This is a genomic window from Streptomyces sp. NPDC059895, assembly GCF_042731035.1.
Classification (GTDB): Bacteria; Actinomycetota; Actinomycetes; order Streptomycetales; family Streptomycetaceae; genus Streptomyces.
Genome location: NZ_JBHWKO010000012.1, coordinates 134624 through 154899, shown reverse-complemented (window position 1 = coordinate 154899; position 20276 = coordinate 134624). Strand labels below are relative to the sequence as shown.

Sequence of the window (20276 nt, the reverse complement as noted above, 5' to 3'; positions counted from 1 at the left end):
CATGCGCCGCGTCCTCGCCCTCACCTCCGGCCGCATCGCGGTGGCGATCCTCACCGCGGTCGCCCTGCTCGCCCTGTTCGGTCCGCTGCTCGCCCCCCAGGACCCCCTGGCCACCAGCGACGCCACCCTGGCCCCCGTGTCCGGCGCCCACTGGATGGGGACGGACTACCTGGGCCGCGACGTGCTCAGCCGGCTCCTGGACGGCTCCCGCGTCAGCGTGCTCGGCTCCCTCGAAGTGGCGCTCACCGCCCTGGTGGTGGGGACGGTCCCCGGGATCCTCTCCGTCCACCTGGGCCGGGCCTTCGAGTGGATCACGCTCCGGCTGGCGGACACCCTGGTCGCCCTGCCGTTCCTGCTGTTCGCCGTCGCCGTCGTCGCCCTCCTCGGCAACGGCCTCACCCAGGCCATGCTCGTCACGGGCGTCCTGGTCTCACCGCTGTTCTACCGCGTGTCCCGCGCCGCGACCCTGGCCGTGGCCCGCTCCCCGTACGTCGAGGCGGCGCTGATCTCCGGCGCCTCCGTCGGCTGGGTGGTGCGCCGGCACCTGTGGTCCAAGGTCCTCCCGCCGATCGCCGTCGCGCTCGCCCAGACGATCGGCGTCGGGTTCGTCATCGTCTCCAGCCTGACCTTCCTCGGCATCGGCGTCCAGCCGCCCGCCCCCACCTGGGGCGGCCTGCTCGCCTCCGACCTCGGATACCTGAGCCAGCGGCCCTGGGCGCCCCTCGCCCCCGCCCTGCTGATCATGGTCACGGTCTGGGCCGCCAACCTCCTGGCCGACGCCGTCCGCGACGTGTCCGGAGAGGCGGGCCGCGCCCTCGTCGACCACCGCAAGGCCCGCGCCGACCGCCCCGCCGCGGCCGGCCACGCCCCCTCCGGAGGTGCCTCATGACATCCCCGTCCCCGACGACGGCCCAGGAGCCCGCTCCCACGGCGCTCACCCCGTCCGACGGCACCCCACCGGCACCCACCGCTCCACCGGTGCTGTCCGTGCGCGACGTCCGCATCGGCGACCGGGCCGGCGACCGCGAGATCGTCCACGGGGTGAGCTTCGACCTCACCCCGGGCAAGGCGGTCGGCATCGTCGGGGAGTCCGGCAGCGGCAAGACCCTCACCTGCCGCGCCACCCTGGGCATTCTGCCGCCGCCCTTCGAGGTGACCGCCGGCTCCGTCGAGATCGACGGCACCCGCATCGAGGAGCTGACCCCCCGGCAGTGGACGGCCCTGCGCGGCAGCACCATCAGCGCCGTCTTCCAGGACCCGGCCTCCTACCTCAACCCCTCCCGGCACGTCGGCGCGCAGATCGCCGAGGTCCTCCGCGTCAAGAAGGGCCTCAAGCGGCGCGCGGCCCGCCTCGGAGCCGTCGACCTGCTGCGGGCGGTGCACCTGCGCGACCCGGAGCTGGTCCACGACCAGTACCCCCACGAGCTGTCCGGCGGCATGCTCCAGCGTGTCCTCATCGCCGCCGCCATCGCGGCCGGCCCGCGCGTCCTCATCGCGGACGAGGCCACCACCGCCCTCGACGTCACCGTCCAGGCCGAGATCCTCGACCTCCTCGACGACCTGCGCGAACGCACCGGCCTCGCCCTCGTCGTCGTCTCCCACGACCTCGCCGTGGTCGCCCAGCTGTGCGACGAGGTCCTCGTCATGCGGCGCGGCGAGGTCGTCGAACACGGCCCGACCCGCCAGGTGCTGCACGACCCGCGGCACTCGTACACCCGGCTGCTGATCGCCGAGCACGAGCAGTACGGCCTGGAGAAGTTCCTCACCCCGAAGGAGGCCGCGTGACCGCCCGTCCGTCCCCCGGCACGCCCGCCGCCGCGGGCGGCACGCGGCCCGTCCTCGACATCACCGGCCTGCACGTGCACCACGGCCGCCGCAGCGTCCTGCGCGACGTCTCGCTGAGCGTCGCGCCGGGGGAGACCGTCGGCATCATCGGTGAGACCGGCTCGGGCAAGTCCACCCTCGCCCGGGCCGTGCTCGGCCTGGTGCGCCCCTCGGCCGGCTCGATCGTCGTCGACGGCCACGACGTCGGCGCCTACGGCCGGCGGCAGTGGCGCGACCTGCGCCGCAAGGGCGTCGTCCAGTACGTCTTCCAGGACCCCCTGCGCAGTCTCGACCCGGACCTCACCGTCGCGGACTCCCTCACCGAGCCCTTGCTCATCCAGGGGGTGCCGCGCACCGAGGCGGCCGCCCGCGCCCGGGCGTTCCTCGCCCGCGTCCACCTCACCGACGACCTCCTCGACCGGCTGCCCGGCGAACTCTCCGGCGGCCAGCGCCAGCGCGTCGCCGTGGCCCGTGCGCTGGTCACCGAGCCGCGGCTGGTCCTCCTCGACGAACCGGTCAGCGCCCTGGACTCCGCGAACCGCGTCCGGATCCTGGAGATCCTCAAGGAACTCCGCGCCAGTGGAGTGGCCCTCGTCTTCATCTCCCACGACCTCGGCTCCGTCGCCGGCGTCGCCGACCGCATCGCCGTCCTCCACCAGGGCGAACTGGTCGAGGACGGGGCCGCCGCCGACGTCGTCAACCGCCCGCGGCACCTCTACACGCGCCTCCTCGTCAGCTCCGCGCCCACCCTGCGCGGCGCGTCGGCCGACCGGGCCGAACGCGACGCCCTGCGCGCCCTGCTGCACGCCTGACCTCCCCGACACCACAGACAGGAACAGCCCATGTCCCGCACCCTCCACCTCGCGCTCCACCCCTACGGCGTCGGCGGCCCCGGCCAGCACGGACTGTGGAAGGACCCCCGGGTCGCGAAGAACGCCAGCATCGACATCGACTACTACATCCGCCTGGCCAAGGCGGCCGAACACGCCCTGTTCGACGCCCTGTTCATCGTCGACAGCCAGTTCATCAACGCCACCTACCCGGCGCACTACCTCAACCGGCTGGAGCCGCTCACGCTGCTGTCCGCGGTCGCCACCCACACCCGCAACATCGGCCTGGTGGGCACCGCCAGCTCGACGTACAACTCGCCGTTCAACCTCGCCCGCCGGTTCGCCTCGCTCGACCACATCAGCCGCGGCCGCGCCGGCTGGAACGTCGTGACCAGCTTCGACACGGGCACCTCGAAGAACTTCGGGCTCGACGAGCACCTCGACTACACCACCCGCTACGCCCGCGCCCTGGAGTTCGTCCAGGTCGCCCGCGGCCTGTGGGACTCCTACGAGGACGACGCCTTCCCCGCCGACGTGGCGCGGGGCGTCTTCCTCGACCCGGCCAAGCTGCACGAACTGAACCACGTGGGCGAGCACTTCGAGGTCGCCGGCCCGCTGAACCTCTCCCGTTCGCCGCAGGGCCAGCCGGTGATCTTCCAGGCCGGCGTCTCCGAGGAGGGCCGCGACCTCGCCGCGCGGGTCGCCGAGGGCATCTACGCGCCGGGCGGCACCCTGGAGCAGGCGCAGGAGTACTACGCCGACATCAAGCGGCGCACCGCCGCGTACGGCCGCGACCCCGAGCACGTCAAGATCTTCATCCACGGCGGTCCCGTCGTCGCCGGCACGGACGAGGCGGCCCGCCGCCGGGAGCGCGAGATCTTCGAGGAGGACAACGACTTCGACCGCAACCTCGCCCTGCTGGGCCGTTCGTTCGGCGCCTACGACTTCAGCGTCCACGACCTGGACGCGCCCTTCCCCGACGTCGCGCACCTCGCCGAGAAGGGCGGCCGCACGGGCGCCGCGCAGCTCATCGAGCGCGCCCGCGCGGAAAAACTGACGCTGCGTCAGGTGGCCGAGTCGGTCAACCAGTTCCGCCAGTCCCCGTTCGTCGGCGATCCGCACACCGTCGCCGACACCATCGAGCGGTGGTTCGACGCGGGCACCTTCGACGGCATCAACCTGGCCTTCCGCACCGAGGAGGAGCTGGACTACTTCGTCGACGGCGTGGTGCCGATCCTCCAGAAGCGCGGTCTGTTCCGCACCGAGTACGCCTCCGACACCCTGCGCGGCAACCTCGGCCTGCCCGTACCGGCCAACCGCCACACCCGTGCACCGCAGCTCGTGACGGACTGAGGCCGGCGGCATGGCCCCACGGCCCGCAGGGCACCTGCCCGACCAAGCCACGGACCCGCCCCGGCATCCCTGTCCCTCCGCCCCTTCCCCCGTCAGGAGTTCACCATGACCGAGTACACCGACCACCACGGCCCCGAGGGCCTTCTCGTCCGGGGCACGGTCGTCGTCGTGCCGGGGCGGGGCGAGACCCGGGCGACGTACAACCGCTTCGGCAGGCGGCTCGCCACCGACGCCTACCGCGTCCGGGTCGTCGACGCCCCGGACCTCGACGGCGGCGATCCGACCGGCGCGCTCGGCCGGTTCGCGCAGCGGCTCGCCGAGGCCGTGGACGGCACCGCGGGCGAGCAGGGCGTCGCCGAACCCGTCGTCCTCGTCGGAGCGGACGCGGGGGCCGCGGCCGTCGCCGCGCTGCTCACCCAGGCGGAGATCCCCTCCGCCCGCCAGCCGCACGCCGTGGTCCTCGCGGGCCTGCCCGGCCACGACGCCGCTGCCGACGGCGGCGGGTGGGACGAGGAACTGGACGTGCGCACCTCCTGCCCCACCCACCGGGGCGTCCTCTCCCAGGACGCCGAGGTCCGCCGCGGCTCCCTCGGCGAGGCGCTGCCCGAGGCCGTCCTCACCGCCGCGTACGGCGGCGACATCGCCGTACCCGTCCTGCTCCTCGTCGGCGACGCCGACCCGCTCGCGGACCGCGCCGCCCTCGCCCGGTTGGCGAAGTCCCTGCCCCAGGCGCGTCTTTCCGTGGTCCGCGGAGCCCATCACGACGTCCTGAACGATCTGCAGCACCGTTCGGTGGCGGCGGAGGTCGTCACCTTCCTGGAGGCGCTCCGCGACGGTCTGCGGCCCCTCGTCACGGTGGAGACGAGCGCGTGGTGAGCGCGCCCGACGCCCGCGCTCCGAGGTGACGCGGTGACCGCCGCACGCCGGCCGTCCCACCCCGCTCCCCGCCCGCCCGCATCACCGGAAGGCCCTGCCCATGCCCACCGTCCTGTCCGTGTCCGGAAGCCCTTCCGCCACCTCCCGCACCACCGGCCTCCTGCGCCACCTCGACGACCGGCTCCGCCTCCAGGGCCACGACGTGACCGCGCTGGACGTGCGGACCCTTCCCGCCGACGCGCTGCTCGGCGCCGACTTCGCCCACCCGGCGATCGTCCGGACCGCCGCCCTGTTCGAGCGGGCCGACGGGATCGTGATCGGCACGCCCGTGTACAAGGCCGCCTACTCGGGCCTGCTGAAGGCACTGCTCGACCTGCTGCCGCAGTACGCCCTGCGCGGCAAGACCGTGCTCCCGCTCGCCACCGGCGGCAGCACCGCCCATGTCCTGGCCATCGACTACGCCCTGCGCCCGGTCCTCAACTCCATGGGCGCCGCGCACATCGTCCAGGGCTGGTTCACCCTGGACAAGGACATCATCATCGGCGGCGACGGCACCACGACCGTGGCGCCGGCCGCGGCGGACGCCCTCGCCGAGGTCACGGACGCCTTCTCCGCCGCGCTGTCCGGCCGCACCGCCGCGCCGGTCTCCTGATGACGTCGTGCCGTCCGGGTCAGGGTCAGGGAGGCGGACCACCGTGAATTGAACGTTTCAAAATCGTCCGCCACGGCCGCGGCGGCCGTCACCACGATCGCACCCCCCGTGGCCGCCCACGCCGCCGGACCCGAGGCCCGCCCGGTCACCGGGCCGCCGGACGCCGGGCCGCCGGCCACCGGCCCCGCCCTCGCCGCCTTCGAGCTGTCCGACGTCCGCCTCCTGGACAGCCCCTTCCTCGCCAACATGCGCCGCACCCGCGCCTATCTGCTCTTCGTCGACGCCGACCGGCTCCTGCACACCTTCCGCCGCACCGTGGGCCTGCCCTCCTCCGCCGAACCCTGCGGCGGATGGGAGGCCCCCGACATCCAGCTGCGCGGCCACGTACGCCACGGCGGCGCGGCCACGTACGCCACGGCGGCGCGGCCGGGCCGCCGTGCGATGGCCACCATGGGAAGAGGAGACGGACCGACGACGGGAGCCGGTCAGCGTCCCGGCTCGGTGCGTCCGGGAGCGGTCCCGCCCCCCGGCCCGGCCAGGATGAGACGTTCCACCGACTCGTAGCCGCGCCGCGCCTCCCGCTGCGCCCGCCGGCCGGGAAGGACCGTGCCCAGCCAGCCGAGGACGAAGCCGAGGGGGATGGAGACCAGGCCCGTCGTGGTGAACGGGAACCAGTTGAAGTCGGATTCGGGGAAGGCGGCGGTGGGCGAACCGGAGACGAGGCTGGTGCCCGGCATCAGCACGAGCACGGCGAGCGAGCCGCCGAGGAGCGTGCACAGCAGGCCGGTCCGGGTGAAGCGCCGCCAGAACAGGCTGTAGACGAGCGCCGGCGCGATCGCGGACGCCGCCAGGCAGAACGAGACCGTGGCGAGGGGCTGAAGGCTGCGGTGCTGGACGAGCGCGGCGAGCGCGATCACCGGCGCGCCCACCACCACCGCCGAGACGCGGGCCACGGCCGTCTCGCGCACCGGGGTCAGCCCCGAGCGGCGGGACGCCACGACGTCGTGCGCCAGGGAGTTCGCGCAGGCGAGCGTCATGCTGGCGACCGACGCGAGCAGCGTCAGGAAGATCGCCGTGGTGACCGCGGTGAACAGCAGCGTCTCCGGACGCGAGACGTGCTCGCCGAACGCGGCCCGCGAGCCCAGCAGGTAGGCCGTGTTGCCGCGCGGATCGCCGGCCGCGATGCCCGCCCGTCCCACCAGAGCCGTCGCCCCGACCCCGATCACCGTGACGACCAGCACGAACAGGGCGACGGACGACACCGCCCAGGACATCGACCGCCGGACCTGCCGCGCGTCGGAGGCGGTGTACATGCGCATCGTGACGTGCGGCAGGCACGCCCCGCCCAGCACGATGGCGAACTGGGTCGTCACCATGTCCAGACGCGGGTACGGTCCGCCCGCGAACTGCAGGCCGCTGCGCAGGTACGCCGCGCCCGCCCCGCTGCGCTCGGCCGCGCTGTGGAACAGGGCCGCGGGGCGGAAGTCGAAGGCGTGCAGCACGAGCACGGCGACGACGACCCCGCTCCCCAGCAGCGTCACCATCTTGAGGATGTGCAGCAGGGCGGTCCCGCGCATGCCGCCCACCGCCGCGTACACGATCATCAGGGTGCCCACGCCGACCACGCAGCCGGTCTTCAGGGAGGCGCTGGAGAACCCCAGGATGTACGCCAGCAACTGGCCGGTGCTGGCCAGTTGGACGAGCATCATCGGCACCAGCGAGGCGATGGTCACCAGGCAGGCGACGATCCGCACCGACCGGCCGGACGTGCGGCGCGCGAGCGCGTCCCCCATCGTGAACCGGCCGGTGTTGCGCAGCGGTTCGGCCAGCAGGAACATCAGCACCAGCAGGGACAGCAGGGTGCTGACGGCGAGGACGACACCGTCGTAGCCGGACAGCGCGATGACGCCGCCTATGGTCAGCACGGTCGCCGCGGAGACGTAGTCCCCGGCGATGGCCAGCCCGTTGCGCAGGGGGGAGAGGTAGCGGTAGCCGGTGTAGAACTCGGCGAGGTCGTCGCTGTCGGGTCCGGTCAGCACGCACAGCAGGAGGGTGAAGCTGACGGCGGAGCAGAAGGCCACCAGCGACCAGGTCTGCGCCGTCCCGTCGAAGACGGTCACCGGCCCGGCCCCCGGCCGGGGGCCGAGCCCCACGAGGCGTGCCGTTCGACGCGCAGGGCCAGGGGGTCGACGTAGCGTCGCGCGGTGAGTTCGTAGAGCAGCACGGCGAGCCAGGTGACGGGGACGTGGGAGAGGGCGAGGACCACGCCGAGCGGCAGGCCGCCGGGCAACGGCCGGGCCATGAGGGCGGGTTCGTTCGCGGACAGCACCAGGAACGCCGTGAAGTACCCGAGGGCCAGGACGGTGGTCACGCGCCGCTGGCGCCGGTACGTCCGCCGCAGCCGGCGCAGGGCGCCGTGGTCGCCGGCGCGGGCAGGGGCCCCGCCGTCCTGCCGCCCGTCGGGAGAGCCGCCGTCGAGGGCCGGGAGCGGGGGGTGGGCCGGATGGGGGAGAGCGGGTGGTCGGGGGTGCGGCTCGGCGTTCCCGTAGGACATGTACGGATCTCCTGGAGCGGCGGCGGCCCCGCGTGAACGGGCGCGTGACGGCGTGGGGGAGCGGCTCGGGTCCCCGCACGGTATTCGGCCACGCGTACGATGTGGAGGGTTTTTACCGAAGTGGCCGGTGGACGGCTGATGGACGACGGAACCTCAGCTGTTACGCCTGTTTCTGGTGGGATGTCAGAGGTCACGGCCGGTCGGGCGGGAGCCGCCGACCTGCGGTGGGACGGGCGGGCGGGGTGCGGCCGTCCCGGGTCCGCCGTGGCGCGGGGAGGCGGAAAACGCGCGGCGCCACGGGCTCAGGGGAGAGGGCCGGCCGGGACGGCGTCGGCCAAGATCCCGGGGCGGCGGCGCGCCGTACCGGCGGCGTCCCCCGCTGCGCGGAGGCCGCCGCGGGCCGGCCCGGTCGGCGGGGATCGGTCCGGTCGGCAGGGATCAGAAGGACGTGACGACGACCCGTGCCACCGAGGGGTCCCGGAGGGCGGCGTACCCGGCGTCGATCTCGCCGAGCGCGATCCGCCGGGAGACGAGGTCGTCGAGGTTCAGACGGCCCCGCAGATACAGGTCCGCGTAGCGGGGGATGTCGCGCCGGGGGTCGGCCGACCCCATGATCAGGCCCTGGAGCCGCTTCTGCTCCAGCAGCAGCCGCGGCAGGGACAGCTTCATCTCCCCCTTGCCGCCCGCCAGGCCCACCACGTGCACGGCACCCCCGAGGGCGGTCATGCGCAGCGCCTGTTCCGTCGTCGCCGGCACGCCGACGACGTCGAAGGCGTGCCGCACCCCGCCCCCGGTCAGCTCGCGCACGGCCGCGACGGCGTCCGTGGCCGTGGAGTCGACGACGTCCGTGGCGCCGAAGGCGCGCGCCCGCCGCAGCCTGCCGGCCTGCACGTCCACCGCGACGATGCGCGAGGCGCCGGCGATCACCGCCCCGCTCACCGCGTTCAGCCCGACGCCCCCCACGCCGATCACGGCGACGGTCTCCCCGGCCCGCACCCGCGCGCCGTTGAGCACGGACCCCACGCCGGTCAGCACCCCGCAGCCCAGCAGGGCGGCCGGGGCGAACGGCATGCGCCGGGGGACGGCGGTCAGCTGGTTCTCGTGGACGAGGACCCGCTCGGCGAAGCCGCCCAGCCCCATTCCCTGGGTGACCGGCCGCCCCGCGCGGCTGAGCCGGGGAGCCTGCCGCTGCGGATCGCGCAGGGTGGCCCCGGGGTGGCCGCACTGGTACGTCCTGCCGTCCCGGCACGCGGGACAGTCGCCGCACCACTGGACGAGGCAGCCCACCACATGGTCGCCGACGGCGAAGGCGCCGGCGCGCGGCCCGAGGGCGGTGACGACACCGGCGACCTCGTGTCCCAGGACCACCGGCGGGGAGTAGCCGGTCGGGGCGTGGGTGGCGAGGGTGAGGTCGGTGTGGCAGAGGCCGGACGCCCTCACCTCCACCAGGACCTCGTGGCCCGCGGGCTCGGCGATGTCGATGTCCTGGAGGGCGAATCCACCGCCCGCCGCGTCCACGACTGCGGCTTTCACGATCAGGCTCCGTCTCCGTCGGCGGGACCGGTCGGCCCGCTCAGACGCGGTCGAGGAGGAAGTAGAAGAAGGGACCGTCCTCGCCGAAGCCCTTGCCGTTCATGATCCCCAGGAGGGTGCGGTCGTCGACCGCCTTGAAGTGGTCGAAGACCGGCTGGCCGTCGTAGACCATGGTCGCCGTCGACTCGCCCCGGAACTCGACCATCCACAGACTGGCCTCGCCCTTGCCCAGCTCGGTGTCGGAGTACAGCTGCCCGTCCTCCCCGCGCATGATCAGCGGCTTGGCCTCGTCGGCCGAGAGGAACGACTTGCCGTACCAGCCGGAGGCCCGCAGACGCCGGTACAGCGGATGCCCGGTGTCGAACCCGCTGCCGCGCCACTCGCCGAGGATGTCCTCGACGCGGACGGTGGGCAACGCGGCCCAGACGGCGTCGAGTTCCCCGGCCGGGACGGCGGAGTCCTTGCCGCGCAGGACCTCGAACCGGGCGCGGGCTTCCTCGATGTCCATCGGCTGTCCTTCCCTCCGGGGGAGACCACTGAATGAAACAAACATTGGCATTATGTATCACTGTTTCATGGAGGGCCAGGGGTGGGAGGGAAGAACACCCGTTCACCACGGAACTCGGCGAGGGGCGGGCGGCGGAGGACGGTGGACGGCGGCGGACAGCGGAGGGTGAAGGGGTGCGCCGGTCAGCCGTCCAGGGGTAGCGCCGAGGTAGGCCCAGAAGCCGCCAGTTGCGGAGCCGGGGCGCCCGGATCGACGGGCGCCTTCGCTTCGGCGGCCCGCAGCCCGTCGTAGGTCGGTTCGCGCTGGAGGCCGCGCTGGAGTTCGCCGGCGGCGGCGAGGGTCTGCGCCGTGAAGACCAGGGGCCGTCGGTACGGGTCGGGCAGTGGGGGACAGGTCGAGGGCTTGACCCATTCTGTGCTCGTCTTCCCGGGCGCGGCAAAACCGCCGGAATTCAAGGGCGGGCTCGCCCATAAGGCAGGCGAAGGCAGGCGGGCATCGGGAGCGCAATCAGCGATATACGGAACGGCGGAACGGCGGAAGCGTGATACGCCGTACGGTCAGCCGTCATGGATTCAGTCGCAAGGACATGGCTTCGCCAGGTAAGTCAAGACTTACCTTCAAGGAACTTTGACCGTATGGTGTGGCTCGATTCGAAGGAGCCCCTGTTGTCGAAGATGAATGATCCCGCCGCGCGTGCGGTTGAATCGGAGCAGGATTATGTGTCCTCCTTATATGAGTTGCTCACCGAGCGGCTTTCCGAGGCGCGAGTAAACCGAGCGAGTGTGCTGAAATCCCCGGCGGACAGCGCCGGTGAGGCATACGAGAGGGAAATCGCCGCCGAGCGTCTGGCCAAGGAGATCGGCCGGCTGGAGGGCGCCGAAAAGGGGCTGGTCTTCGGACGCATCGACTGGACGGATGGCACGGCCCTGCGCATCGGACGGATCGGACTGCATACGGAGGAGGACGACCTGCCTCTGCTAGTGGATTGGCGCGCGAACGCGGCACGGCCCTTCTACGAGGCGACACCGGTCCACCCGATGGGCCTGCGGCGGCGCCGGCACCTGCGCCTCGAGGAGCGCACGGTCATCTCGGTGAGCGACGAACTGCTGGACGGGACCGCCCCGACCGACGAGGACGTCGTGCGGGACGGCCCGTTGACCGAGGCTCTGTCGGCACGGCGTACGGGCAGGATGCACGCGGCCGTCGCGACACTGCAGGCCGAGCAGGACGAGATCGTCCGCTCCGCCCACCGCGGGGTGACCGTGGTGCAGGGCGGGCCCGGCACCGGCAAGACGGTGGTCGCCCTGCACCGGGCGGCCTATGTCCTGTACGCGTTCCCGCGCGCCGCGGAGGAGGGTGTCCTGGTGGTGGGCCCGAACGCCCGCTTCCTCGACTACATCTCCCAGGTCCTTCCCTCGCTCGGGGAGAACGACGTCGTTCTAACGACCTGCCGGGAACTGGCCGGAGTGTCCACGGACACGGTGGACCCGTTCGACACGGCGCGTCTCAAGGGCGGCTCCGACCTCGCCGACGCCCTGGCCGGCCTGCTGCGCGTCCACCAAGCCCCCGCCGGTGACTTCACCGTGCGGGTCGGACGGGAACTGGTTCACCTGTCCGGTGAGGAAGTCGCCACGGCACGCGACGCCGCCGTGGCAGCCGCACCGGGGCACAACCCCGCGCGCCAGGTGTTCAGAGAGCTCTTGGTCGACGCCGTCACCGACGCGATGCAACGGGACATGGGCGACCTCCTGGAACAGATCGACGCCGATGCCGCCAGGATGACGGGCATGGACCTCGACCGGTTCACGGGAGCCGCCCAGCGCCGTGCCGAAGGCGCGGCCGACTCGGGTCCGGCCCACGAGCTGGACCTGGACGCCGTCCGAGCCGATCTCCTCGACGACGCCGGCGTCGACCGAGCGGTCGAGGTGTTGTGGCCGCGGCTGGTACCCGGTGACCTCGTGCAGGCGCTCCTGACGAACGCCGGCGCTCTCGCCGAGCACCTGCCCCGCCTGACCGCGCACGAGCGGTCCCTGCTGCTGCGCGGTCCGGACGACCCGTGGACCGATGCCGATGTGCCGTTGCTGGACGAGGCGGCGAGCCTGGTCGACGGGCCCCCCGAGCGGACGTACGGGCACGTCGTCGTCGACGAGGCGCAGGAACTGACCGCCATGCAGTGGCGGATGATCGTCCGCCGCTGCCCGGCAAGGGCGATGACGCTGGTGGGTGACTTCGCCCAGGCAGGCCCGGTCGCGACGGCACGCGACTGGAAGGAGGCACTGAGCCCCCACGTCGGACCGCGGTTCACACTGCACAACCTGACCGTCAGCTACCGCACCACGCAGGAGATCCTGGAGAGCGTCCGGGACCTGCTCACGCGGATCGCTCCGGACCAGAAGCCCACACGGTCACCGCGAAGCGGTGAGAGCCCTCGCACCGTGACCACACCTCCGGACGCGTTGGTCACCGCCGTCGTTCAGGAACTCCGCGCCCAGAGCACCGCGCACCCGGGCGAGCTTCTGGGAGTGATCTGCGCGGACACCAGGGTGAGCGAGCTGACGGCCCAGGGCATTGCTCACCACGCACGCATCGTGCCGGCGTCCGAAGCACGCGGCCTGGAATTCGACGGGGTCGTCGTCATGAATCCCGAGGAAATCATCACGGCCCGCCCCGGCGGGGAAAGGGACTTGTACGTAGCCCTGACCCGGGCCACCAAACGCCTCTGCACCATCACCGTCCAGCCCGCCTGACGCCTCGGTCAGGTACGGCGAGATATGGGCCGGGTCCTCAGGATCGATCTCCCATCCCTCTTCCGGCAGCCGGCGGACGATCTCGGAGATGTCCAGGGAATTGTGGAAGATCACCGCATTCGTGAGCAGAGAGCTGAACTTCATCGCCTTCTCCTGCTCGACGGGGTGGTTGTCGGCGAGTACGTCCTGGTTGCCGAAGCCGACCCACTGGGAGAACCGGTTGAACGACTCGACCTCGTCCGTCACGGCCGTCACCCGCTGGCGCAGTGGCGCGTCCGCCGGCCCGGCGCACGGGGGTGCTCGCCGCCCCGCTTCGCGGAGGGCCGCACCTTGAGTGAGGGGATGCCGGCGTCCGGGGCGATGACCAGGCCCTCGTTGTCGGGATACCCGGCATCCGCCGCCGCGGCGGCAGACCGCAGTTTGTCCGAGTGCCCGCGGTGCCGTCGGCTTCCCCCGGGAGCGCGGCTCAGTGCCGTGGGTCCGGGTGTTCCTCGGTCCAGGTGAACGCGTCCAGCCCGCTGCGGACTCCGGGCTCCGTGTCCGGGCGCGGGCCGGCCGGGGCGTCGGGCGGCGGCGCGTCGGGCGGCGGGGCGTCGGGCGGCGGGGCGTCGGGCGGCGGGGCGTCGGCGTCGTGCCGCTCCGCCCCGGCGGGCGGGCGGCGCAGCAGACGGTCCGCGGTCCAGGCGACCGCGCAGACGACGGCGAGGGCGGCCGTGGCGAGCAGTGCGAGCACGATCGGCATGATGAGGCTGAACATCACGGTGGAACGGGCGGCGCCGGGTATGTCGGCGCAGGCACAGGCGAGCATGGAGCGGTTCATGCCCCCGTCCGGCTCGCTGAATGCGGCGGAACACCCGTCTGTGACCCGGACGTGCTGACTCCGTGCTGCGGCCCCAGGCCCGGCCGGGCCTGGGGCCGCGCGCGGTCAGGTGTCCGGGCCGCGCGCGGCCGCCCTTACCGCGCGCCGCCGGGCCGGCCGGAGCCGTCCTTGTCGAACCAGAGCTTGTGCACGGCGACTTCGAGGGTGCACTCGGTCTCCAGGACGCCGTCCAGCGGGCGTACGCGTTCCTGGAGGAACCGCCACAGCGCGCCGTCGTCGGCGACGAGCACCTGGGCGAAGACATCGGCCCTGCCGACGGTGGTGGAGACGTAGCTGACCTCGCCGCCTTCCTCGACGAACTGCCGTCCGCACCGGCGTCACCGAACTGGCCGTGGCCGTCGGCGTGCTGGCGGTGGGCGTGCTCCTGTGGCTGTACCGGACCCGCGTACAGGACCGCAGGCCACCCGCGCACGAGGGCGGCTGACCGCACCGAAGCCGAAGCGGATGCCGTCGCCCCTTCGTACCGTCGAACCCGTCGAACCCGTCGTCGGTCCCCCAAACGCCACCGGCCGGCACGTATTGACGACCCGTCACACGATCCGCCAGCGGCCGCATCCTCCCCCGTGCCAGACCCTTGTCAGCCGGCCGCACCCCGCCCTATTGTCGCGGACGGAACAAGGGAAAGCGCTTTCTGATGAGCGTGGGACCGCTCCCAGAGAGCCATTCGTCGCGGGGGCCGCCGCGACGTGTGCACGAGCCGCCGGAGATCCGGCACGCGGCTGTCCAACGACGCCGACGTGCCGAGGAACGAAGGGTGCACGCCATGCCGCACACGCACCACGCCGTCCACCGCGCTCCAGGCGGCGACGGCTTCCTCTGACGGACGGCGGGCCGGCCGCCGGCCCCGGCGGTCACCGCGCCGGGGCCGGGCCGCCGCCGTCCGTCACCACGCCGGCACACGGGACACCCGGACGTGAGCGTCCGCCCCGGGCCGGCGGTCCGAGGCGCTCCGGGCCGCGGTGGCCGCCCGGGCGCGTCGAAAGAGCCAGCCGCACCAGGGCCGACTTCGGCCTGCCCGGCGACCGGACCCCACCGGCCCCACCGGCCCCACCGGCCCCGCCGGGCCGCCCGGGACACCAGGTCCCCTGCCGATCCGGCAGCCGCCCCGGACAGCCGACGCGAGGCCGGCGTACAGAGCAGCACCTCCCCATGTTCGAAGACGGATCAGGAGACGCACGATGAGACGACCAGTCGCACTGAGACTCTCCGCCGCCTCGGCCGCCCTGGCCATCGCGGCCGCGGCCGGAGTGGCGCTGTCCATGCCCGAGGCGTCGGCGGCGACCGGCGGCGCCACCGGCTACGCCACCCAGAACGGCGGAACGACCGGCGGCGCGGGCGGCCAGACGGTACGGGCCACCACGGGCACCGAGATCCACGCGGCCCTGTGCGGACGGGCCGACAGCGCCACCCCGATCACCATCGAGGTCGAGGGCACCGTCAACCACGGCAACACGGCCAAGGTGTCGGGCGACAGCTGCAACACCGCCGACGGGGTGATCGAGCTCAAGCAGATCAGCAACGTCACGATCGTCGGCGTCGGCGGCGGTGCCGTTTTCGACCAGCTCGGCATCCACATCCGCGAGGCCGGCAACATCGTCATCCAGAACGTGACGGTCAAGAACGTCAAGAAGTCCGGCTCGCCCACGTCCAACGGCGGGGACGCCATCGGCATGGAGAGCGACGTCCGCAACGTCTGGGTCGACCACGTGACCCTGGAGGCGTCGGGCGGTGAGTCCGAGGGCTACGACGGCCTCTTCGACATGAAGGACGACACCCAGTACGTGACGCTGTCGTACAGCGTCCTGCGCAACTCCGGCCGGGGCGGCCTCATCGGGTCCAGCGAGAGCGACCTCAGCAACGGCTACGTCACGTTCCACCACAACCTCTACGAGAACATCGACTCCCGTACCCCGCTGCTGCGCGGCGGGGTCGCCCACATCTACAACAACCACTACGTGAGCCTCAACGAGTCCGGCATCAACTCCCGTGCCGGGGCCCGCGCCAAGGTGGACAACAACTACTTCGAGGACTCCAAGGACGTCCTGGGCACCTTCTACACCGACGAGGCCGGCTACTGGCAGGTCGGCGGCAACGTCTTCGACAACGTGACCTGGTCCGAGGCCGGCGAGGAGAACAACCCGGCCGGTCCCGACCCGCAGTCCAACACCACCGTCGGCATCCCCTACGCGTACACGCTCGACGCCGCCGCCTGCGTACCGGACGTCGTCAGCCGGACGGCGGGAGCCGGCACCGGGCTCCAGGTGTCGGACGGCAACTGCACGGTGCAGACACCGACGTCCACCCCGACCCCGACCCCGACCGCCACGGCCACCTCCACGACGCCCACGCCCACTCCCACGTCGAGCGCGACCCTGCCCAGCGGCACCAACCTCAGCCTGGGCGCCGGCTCCGACGGCTCCAGCAAAGCCAGTGGCACGAGTTACGGCAATGTGCGCGACGGTGACCTGAGCACCTACTGGTCGCCGACCGGCTCGACCGGTTCCATCTCCATCAAGTGGGGCTCGGCCACCGCCGTCTCCACCGTCGTCATCCGGGAGGCGTCCGGTTCCGAGGGCTCCATCGGGTCCTGGCGGGTCCTCAACGCCGACACCGGCGCCGTCCTGACCTCCGGCAGCGGCGCGGGAACCATCTCGTTCCCGCGCACCTCCCTCAGCAAGGTCACCTTCGACATCACCGGCTCGACCGCCACGCCGAAGGTCGCCGAGTTCGAGACCTACGACCAGTAGGAGTCCCCGCCGGCCCGACGGCGACCGTCACTCGGACCGCGGCCCGTTCGAGTGACGGTTCCCGGCGGCCGTCAGCCCACCAGCAACCGGGACTTCAGCTTCCTGATGTCCTTGGCGTCCAGGCCGAGGGCGTTCTTCTCGTACGCGGAGAACGAGCCGTACGCGTCCTCGACCTCGTCGAACCCGGAGTTCAGGTACTCGGCGCGGACGTCCAGCAGCGGCTTGTAGACGGCGGCCTGGTCGGCCGGCAGGGCCGCGAGGGCGGCGGCGTTGGCCTCGGCACGGTAGTCGTTGGAGGCGAGGTAGTCCCGCATGACCGTCTCACGCGGCACCCCGAGGGCGGTGAGCAGGGTGGCACTGGCCCAGCCGGTGCGGTCCTTGCCCGCGGTGCAGTGGTACAGCGAGCCGTCGGCGTCGTCGGTGAGGCCGCCGAAGACCGTGGAATAGGCGGCCTTCGCCGTCTCGCCGCTCACCATCGCCTTCTCGCCGGCGATCATCATCTGGGTGGCGCCCTCGGCGGTGGTGGGCATCGTGTAGCCGCCGCCCGCCGAGTCGCCGCTGACGTTGGCCACCACGTAGCGCACACCGCTGGGCAGCCGGTCCGGCGCGGCGGTCCGCTCGGACGTCATGCGCAGGTCGTAGTCGACGGACAGACCCAGCCGCCTCAGCTTGGCGAGGTCGGCGTCGGTGAGGTTGTTCAGCGCGTCCGAACGGTAGACGACGCCCATCTTCACCCAGTGGCCGTCGACGGTGCGGTAGCCGCCCGCGTCACGGAAGTTGACGGCGCCGTCGAGCTCGATCAGCCGGTCGGCCAGGCGCAGCCTGCCGCCCCGGTCGGGCACCAGGTCGAACCACTGCCGGTCGGCGGCGGGCAGGCCCCTGACCGTGACCGAACCGGCCGAGCCGCCGGAGGCGACGGTACGCCCGCCCGCGCGGACGGCGACGTGCCGCACGCCCGGCGCCTCCCAGGTGATGCGGTACGAGCCGTCGTCCTGGGCGGTGACCTCGGCAGCCGTGAAGGGGATGCGCGCGGAGGCGCTCTGGCGGGACGCCGGGGCCGCGACGGCGGCGGGGGCGGCGACGCCCGCGAGCACGGCGGCCGCCGTCAGGGCGCACGCGGCCGTCCTGACGTGTGTCATGTGTGTCATGGCCGGATCGTTCGCCTCGAAAGGAAGCCGGAGGTGAACGGTCCGCGACGTGCCGTCGTCGGCCCGATGCCATGCTCCGGCCGGCGCCCCCGCACGGTGCCCCGCATCCACCGGCCCGGCCGGCCCGTGCCGCCCGGACGGTCAGCGCAGGTGGACGATGTGCCGGTCGGTGAGGGTGGTGACGTGCCCGGAGGCGGCGTGCAGGCCGGTGACCGCTCCACCGCCGGCTGCCGCGCTCCACCGCCGGGTGCCGTCGGCCCGGTCGAGGGCGTACACCCGCCCGTCCTCGGCGCCGACGTAGACGGTGTCGCCCTGGACCTGGGGGCCTGCCGTGATACTGCCGCCGGCCGGGGCGGACCAGACGCGCGTGCCGGTGGCGGAGTCGAAGGCGTAGAGGCGCCCGTCGTCGCCCGCGACGTGGACGAGGTCGCGGTCGGGGACGGGCACGGACTTGGCGCGGCCCGCCGGCTCCGACCAGCGCAGTCCGCCCGCGGAGAGGTCCACGGCGTAGAGACGGCCGTCGGCGGCCGTGAAGCGGACCAGGCCGTTCGAGACCGCCGGGTCCGACAGCGGGCCGGGGAACGGGCCGGCCCGCCACAGTTCCTCGCCGTCGGCGGGGTCGATGCCGTGGACCTGGCCGTCGGCCAGGCAGGCCGCGAGGGTGTGCCGTTCGTCGCTCACGGCGGATTCGCAGTCGGTGTCGATCCCCCATCGCGGGACGCCGGTGCGGCAGTCGACACCCTGGGTGCCCTCGTCGCTCGTGGTCAGGCAGAGCGTCCCGGCTTCGGCGAGGAACCGGCCCCCGGTGTGCCAGCGCACAGTGCCGGTGCGGGTGTCGAGCGCGGCCGTCACGTAACCGCCGATGAAGGTCGGGAAGCCGTGCCGCGTGTCACTGCGACAGACGCTGCTCGTGACGCACAGGGCGGGCCGGACGTCCGACGCGACGCGCACCCCTCCCCGTCGGGAACCGGAACCGGTGTGGGACCCCTGCGTCGTGATGGTCCAGGAATACCACCTCCACATCGTCACGTAGAGGGTGTCCGGCACGGTGTCGCTCCGTACGGGTTCGTCCATGCCGGCCGTGAGGGCGGCACCGCCGCCGGCATCCGGCAGCACATCGGACAGGTCGCGGGTCCACCGCCGGGCGCCGGTGCTGCTGTCGCGGGCCTGGACGGTGGCGAGGTCGTCGGTGACGTAGAGGGTCGTGGCGTCGGCGGTCAGGGAGCCGCCGCCGGCTTCGGGGGCCGGCTCGGACCAGCGGGTGGCGCCCGTGGTGGTGTCCACCGCTTGCACGGCATCGTCGTCCAGCACGAACTGGGTGCCGGCGGTGGCCGGTCCGAGACCGGCGCCGAGGGCGAGACCGTCCTTCCACAGCAGCGCGGGCGCGGGCTCGGTGTCCCTCACCTTCCCGGTCTCCGTCGCCGTCCCGGTGTCCGTCGTGTCCGTGTCGGAGGAGGGCGGAGCCTGCGTCGGTGGCGCCGCGGTGGTGATCGTCAGCCCCAGCAGCACCACGACCGACAGCTCACGCAACCGGCCGGCCCGCACGGCCCGAAGCCCACCCGGGCGCCCCGGACCACGCCGTCCGCCGCCCGCCGTCCTACCGTCCCCGTCCGGGCCCCGACGGAACGGCAGGACGGAGCCGGCCACGACCCGGGCCGACACCGTCCGCCACAGCCGCCCCGCCCGTGAGGACGCCGGGGAGGCGGACGGGGGCGAGGGCGGGGCCTCGGCCTCCGTGCCGCCCGCTTCCGTCGCCGCCACGGCACCGGCGCCGGCGGGGGAGTCGTCCGGGCCGTCCCCGGCTCCGTCCCGCCGGACGACACGCACGCTCCCCTCGACGACGCGCGCCGACCCGGCAAGGACGTCGGCCGGTTCGACGATGCCCATCCGCTGCCGTACCTCGGCGAGCCGTTCGCACCGCGTCGCACGCCGGTCGTCGACGGCCTCCAGCAGCAGCTCGTACTCCCACTGCTGCGGAGGGCGGTGCGGGGCCGCGTCCGGTTCGCCGGGCGGTTCTTCCGCACCACCGGAGCTCTCCTCAGGGCCCGGGGCGACGGAAGCACCCTGATGGAGCGCCTGGAGTTCGCGCCGGTGGCTCTCCGCGCGGTGGCGGACGGTCGTGAGGAGGACCTCGGCCGCGCCGCGGTCCCGGAAGGCCAGCTCCAGCCGTTGCTCGGCGCGGGCGAGTGTCGCGCCGAACGCCTCCAGGTCCCGCTCCGCCGCCGTGACCGACCGGGCCTGCCGCAGCGCCCGGTCCCGTTCCGCCTCCAGTCGCGCGCAGCGGTCCTGCAACGACGTGATCGTCGCCTCGAGCACCCGGATGGTGTCCTGGTTGTCCCGGAGGGCCCGCTGGACCTCGCTGTGGCCGCGGAGGGCGTCGTCCAGCCGGAGCCGCAGTTCCCGCACCGACATCCCCGCCCCGGCCGCCGATCCGGCGGCACGGTCCTTCGCCGCCGTGTCCGGAGCCACGCCGTGCCTGTCCCCGCCGGGCATCCGCACGCCCCTTCACCGGTGCCCGCGACCAGGCACGTCCTCCCCGTACACCCGCGCCCCTCGGCGGCGAAGCCGCGAAACCGTCGCGCACGACGGATCTCCCCTCCAGGCGGGTGCTCCACCTTCACACA

General features: G+C 73.2%; 17 protein-coding genes and 2 pseudogenes. 9 read left to right on the top strand and 10 right to left on the bottom strand.

Annotation, left to right across the window (positions count from 1 at the left end; translation table 11 throughout):
- Position 1 precedes the first annotated feature (1 nt).
- The 7 genes from ACFV9M_RS17005 to ACFV9M_RS16975 all read left to right on the top strand — a co-directional run bounded on the left by ACFV9M_RS17005 (position 2) and on the right by ACFV9M_RS16975 (position 6099).
- The gene (locus ACFV9M_RS17005; protein WP_385063351.1) at positions 2 to 889 is read left to right on the top strand and encodes an ABC transporter permease; all 888 of its coding nucleotides are present in this window, start codon (positions 2 to 4) and stop codon (positions 887 to 889) included.
- The gene (locus ACFV9M_RS17000) at positions 886 to 1785 is read left to right on the top strand and encodes an ABC transporter ATP-binding protein (RefSeq protein ID WP_385063349.1); all 900 of its coding nucleotides are present in this window, start codon (positions 886 to 888) and stop codon (positions 1783 to 1785) included. The genes ACFV9M_RS17005 and ACFV9M_RS17000 overlap by 4 nt, the downstream gene beginning before the upstream one ends.
- Positions 1782 to 2636 (top strand): ABC transporter ATP-binding protein, encoded by an 855-nt coding sequence (locus ACFV9M_RS16995; RefSeq protein WP_385063348.1) that lies wholly within the window; start codon positions 1782 to 1784, stop codon positions 2634 to 2636. The genes ACFV9M_RS17000 and ACFV9M_RS16995 overlap by 4 nt, the downstream gene beginning before the upstream one ends.
- A 30-nt stretch (positions 2637 to 2666) precedes the next feature.
- Positions 2667 to 4007: an LLM class flavin-dependent oxidoreductase gene (locus tag ACFV9M_RS16990; RefSeq protein WP_385063346.1), complete on the top strand. Its 1341-nt coding sequence runs from the start codon at positions 2667 to 2669 to the stop codon at positions 4005 to 4007.
- A gap of 105 nt (positions 4008 to 4112) precedes the next feature.
- Positions 4113 to 4883, top strand: a complete 771-nt coding sequence (locus ACFV9M_RS16985; RefSeq protein WP_385063344.1) for an alpha/beta hydrolase — start codon at positions 4113 to 4115, stop codon at positions 4881 to 4883.
- A gap of 100 nt (positions 4884 to 4983) precedes the next feature.
- The gene (gene ssuE, locus ACFV9M_RS16980; RefSeq protein WP_385063342.1) at positions 4984 to 5535 is read left to right on the top strand and encodes an NADPH-dependent FMN reductase; all 552 of its coding nucleotides are present in this window, start codon (positions 4984 to 4986) and stop codon (positions 5533 to 5535) included.
- Between the two features lie 48 nt (positions 5536 to 5583).
- Positions 5584 to 6099, top strand: coding sequence for a beta-L-arabinofuranosidase domain-containing protein (locus ACFV9M_RS16975; RefSeq protein ID WP_385063341.1), 516 nt, complete (start codon positions 5584 to 5586; stop codon positions 6097 to 6099).
- Here the strand turns inward: ACFV9M_RS16975 and ACFV9M_RS16970 are convergent.
- The 5 genes from ACFV9M_RS16970 to ACFV9M_RS16950 form a co-directional block, all read right to left on the bottom strand.
- On the bottom strand, positions 6021 to 7655 hold the full coding sequence (locus ACFV9M_RS16970) for a cation acetate symporter (RefSeq protein ID WP_385063339.1): 1635 nt from the start codon (positions 7653 to 7655) through the stop codon (positions 6021 to 6023). The genes ACFV9M_RS16975 and ACFV9M_RS16970 overlap by 79 nt on opposite strands.
- Positions 7652 to 8089 carry a DUF485 domain-containing protein gene (locus tag ACFV9M_RS16965; protein WP_385063337.1) on the bottom strand — a complete coding sequence of 146 codons (438 nt, stop codon included), beginning with the start codon at positions 8087 to 8089 and terminating at the stop codon, positions 7652 to 7654. Before ACFV9M_RS16965 ends, ACFV9M_RS16970 begins: the two co-directional genes overlap by 4 nt.
- Positions 8090 to 8527: 438 nt before the next feature.
- Positions 8528 to 9622, bottom strand: a complete 1095-nt coding sequence (locus ACFV9M_RS16960) for a zinc-binding dehydrogenase (protein WP_385063336.1) — start codon at positions 9620 to 9622, stop codon at positions 8528 to 8530.
- Positions 9623 to 9662: 40 nt separating this feature from the next.
- The gene (locus ACFV9M_RS16955) at positions 9663 to 10130 is read right to left on the bottom strand and encodes a DUF4334 domain-containing protein (RefSeq protein WP_385063334.1); all 468 of its coding nucleotides are present in this window, start codon (positions 10128 to 10130) and stop codon (positions 9663 to 9665) included.
- 182 nt (positions 10131 to 10312) lie between these two features.
- A complete protein-coding gene (locus tag ACFV9M_RS16950; protein ID WP_385063332.1) occupies positions 10313 to 10585 on the bottom strand; it encodes a hypothetical protein in 273 nt (90 codons plus the stop codon).
- Between the two features lie 264 nt (positions 10586 to 10849).
- On the opposite strand from ACFV9M_RS16950, the gene ACFV9M_RS16945 reads away from it, so the two are divergent.
- Positions 10850 to 12877, top strand: coding sequence for a HelD family protein (locus ACFV9M_RS16945; RefSeq protein WP_385063426.1), 2028 nt, complete (start codon positions 10850 to 10852; stop codon positions 12875 to 12877).
- Positions 12878 to 12892: 15 nt separating this feature from the next.
- Here the strand turns inward: ACFV9M_RS16945 and ACFV9M_RS16940 are convergent.
- The 3 genes and pseudogenes from ACFV9M_RS16940 to ACFV9M_RS16930 form a co-directional block, all read right to left on the bottom strand.
- Positions 12893 to 13144 (bottom strand): annotated as a pseudogene (locus tag ACFV9M_RS16940) (Tn3 family transposase); the annotation flags it as partial.
- A 199-nt stretch (positions 13145 to 13343) separates the two neighbouring features.
- Complete coding sequence (locus tag ACFV9M_RS16935) at positions 13344 to 13697, bottom strand: hypothetical protein (protein ID WP_385102473.1); 354 nt, start codon at positions 13695 to 13697, stop codon at positions 13344 to 13346.
- A 134-nt stretch (positions 13698 to 13831) separates the two neighbouring features.
- Positions 13832 to 14041: pseudogene (locus ACFV9M_RS16930) on the bottom strand (Lrp/AsnC ligand binding domain-containing protein); the annotation flags it as partial.
- A gap of 894 nt (positions 14042 to 14935) precedes the next feature.
- Between ACFV9M_RS16930 and ACFV9M_RS16925 the strand changes: the two are divergent.
- A complete protein-coding gene (locus tag ACFV9M_RS16925; RefSeq protein WP_385063329.1) occupies positions 14936 to 16504 on the top strand; it encodes a polysaccharide lyase family 1 protein in 1569 nt (522 codons plus the stop codon).
- Positions 16505 to 16575: 71 nt separating this feature from the next.
- Here the strand turns inward: ACFV9M_RS16925 and ACFV9M_RS16920 are convergent, their stop codons facing one another.
- Together ACFV9M_RS16920 and ACFV9M_RS16915 are read right to left on the bottom strand one after the other, a co-directional pair.
- Positions 16576 to 17652 carry a tyrosine-protein phosphatase gene (locus ACFV9M_RS16920; RefSeq protein WP_385063327.1) on the bottom strand — a complete coding sequence of 359 codons (1077 nt, stop codon included), beginning with the start codon at positions 17650 to 17652 and terminating at the stop codon, positions 16576 to 16578.
- Positions 17653 to 17793: 141 nt separating this feature from the next.
- Entirely contained in the window at positions 17794 to 20121 is a 2328-nt protein-coding gene (locus ACFV9M_RS16915) for a PQQ-binding-like beta-propeller repeat protein (protein WP_385063325.1), read from the bottom strand.
- Between the last annotated feature and the right edge of the window lie 155 nt (positions 20122 to 20276).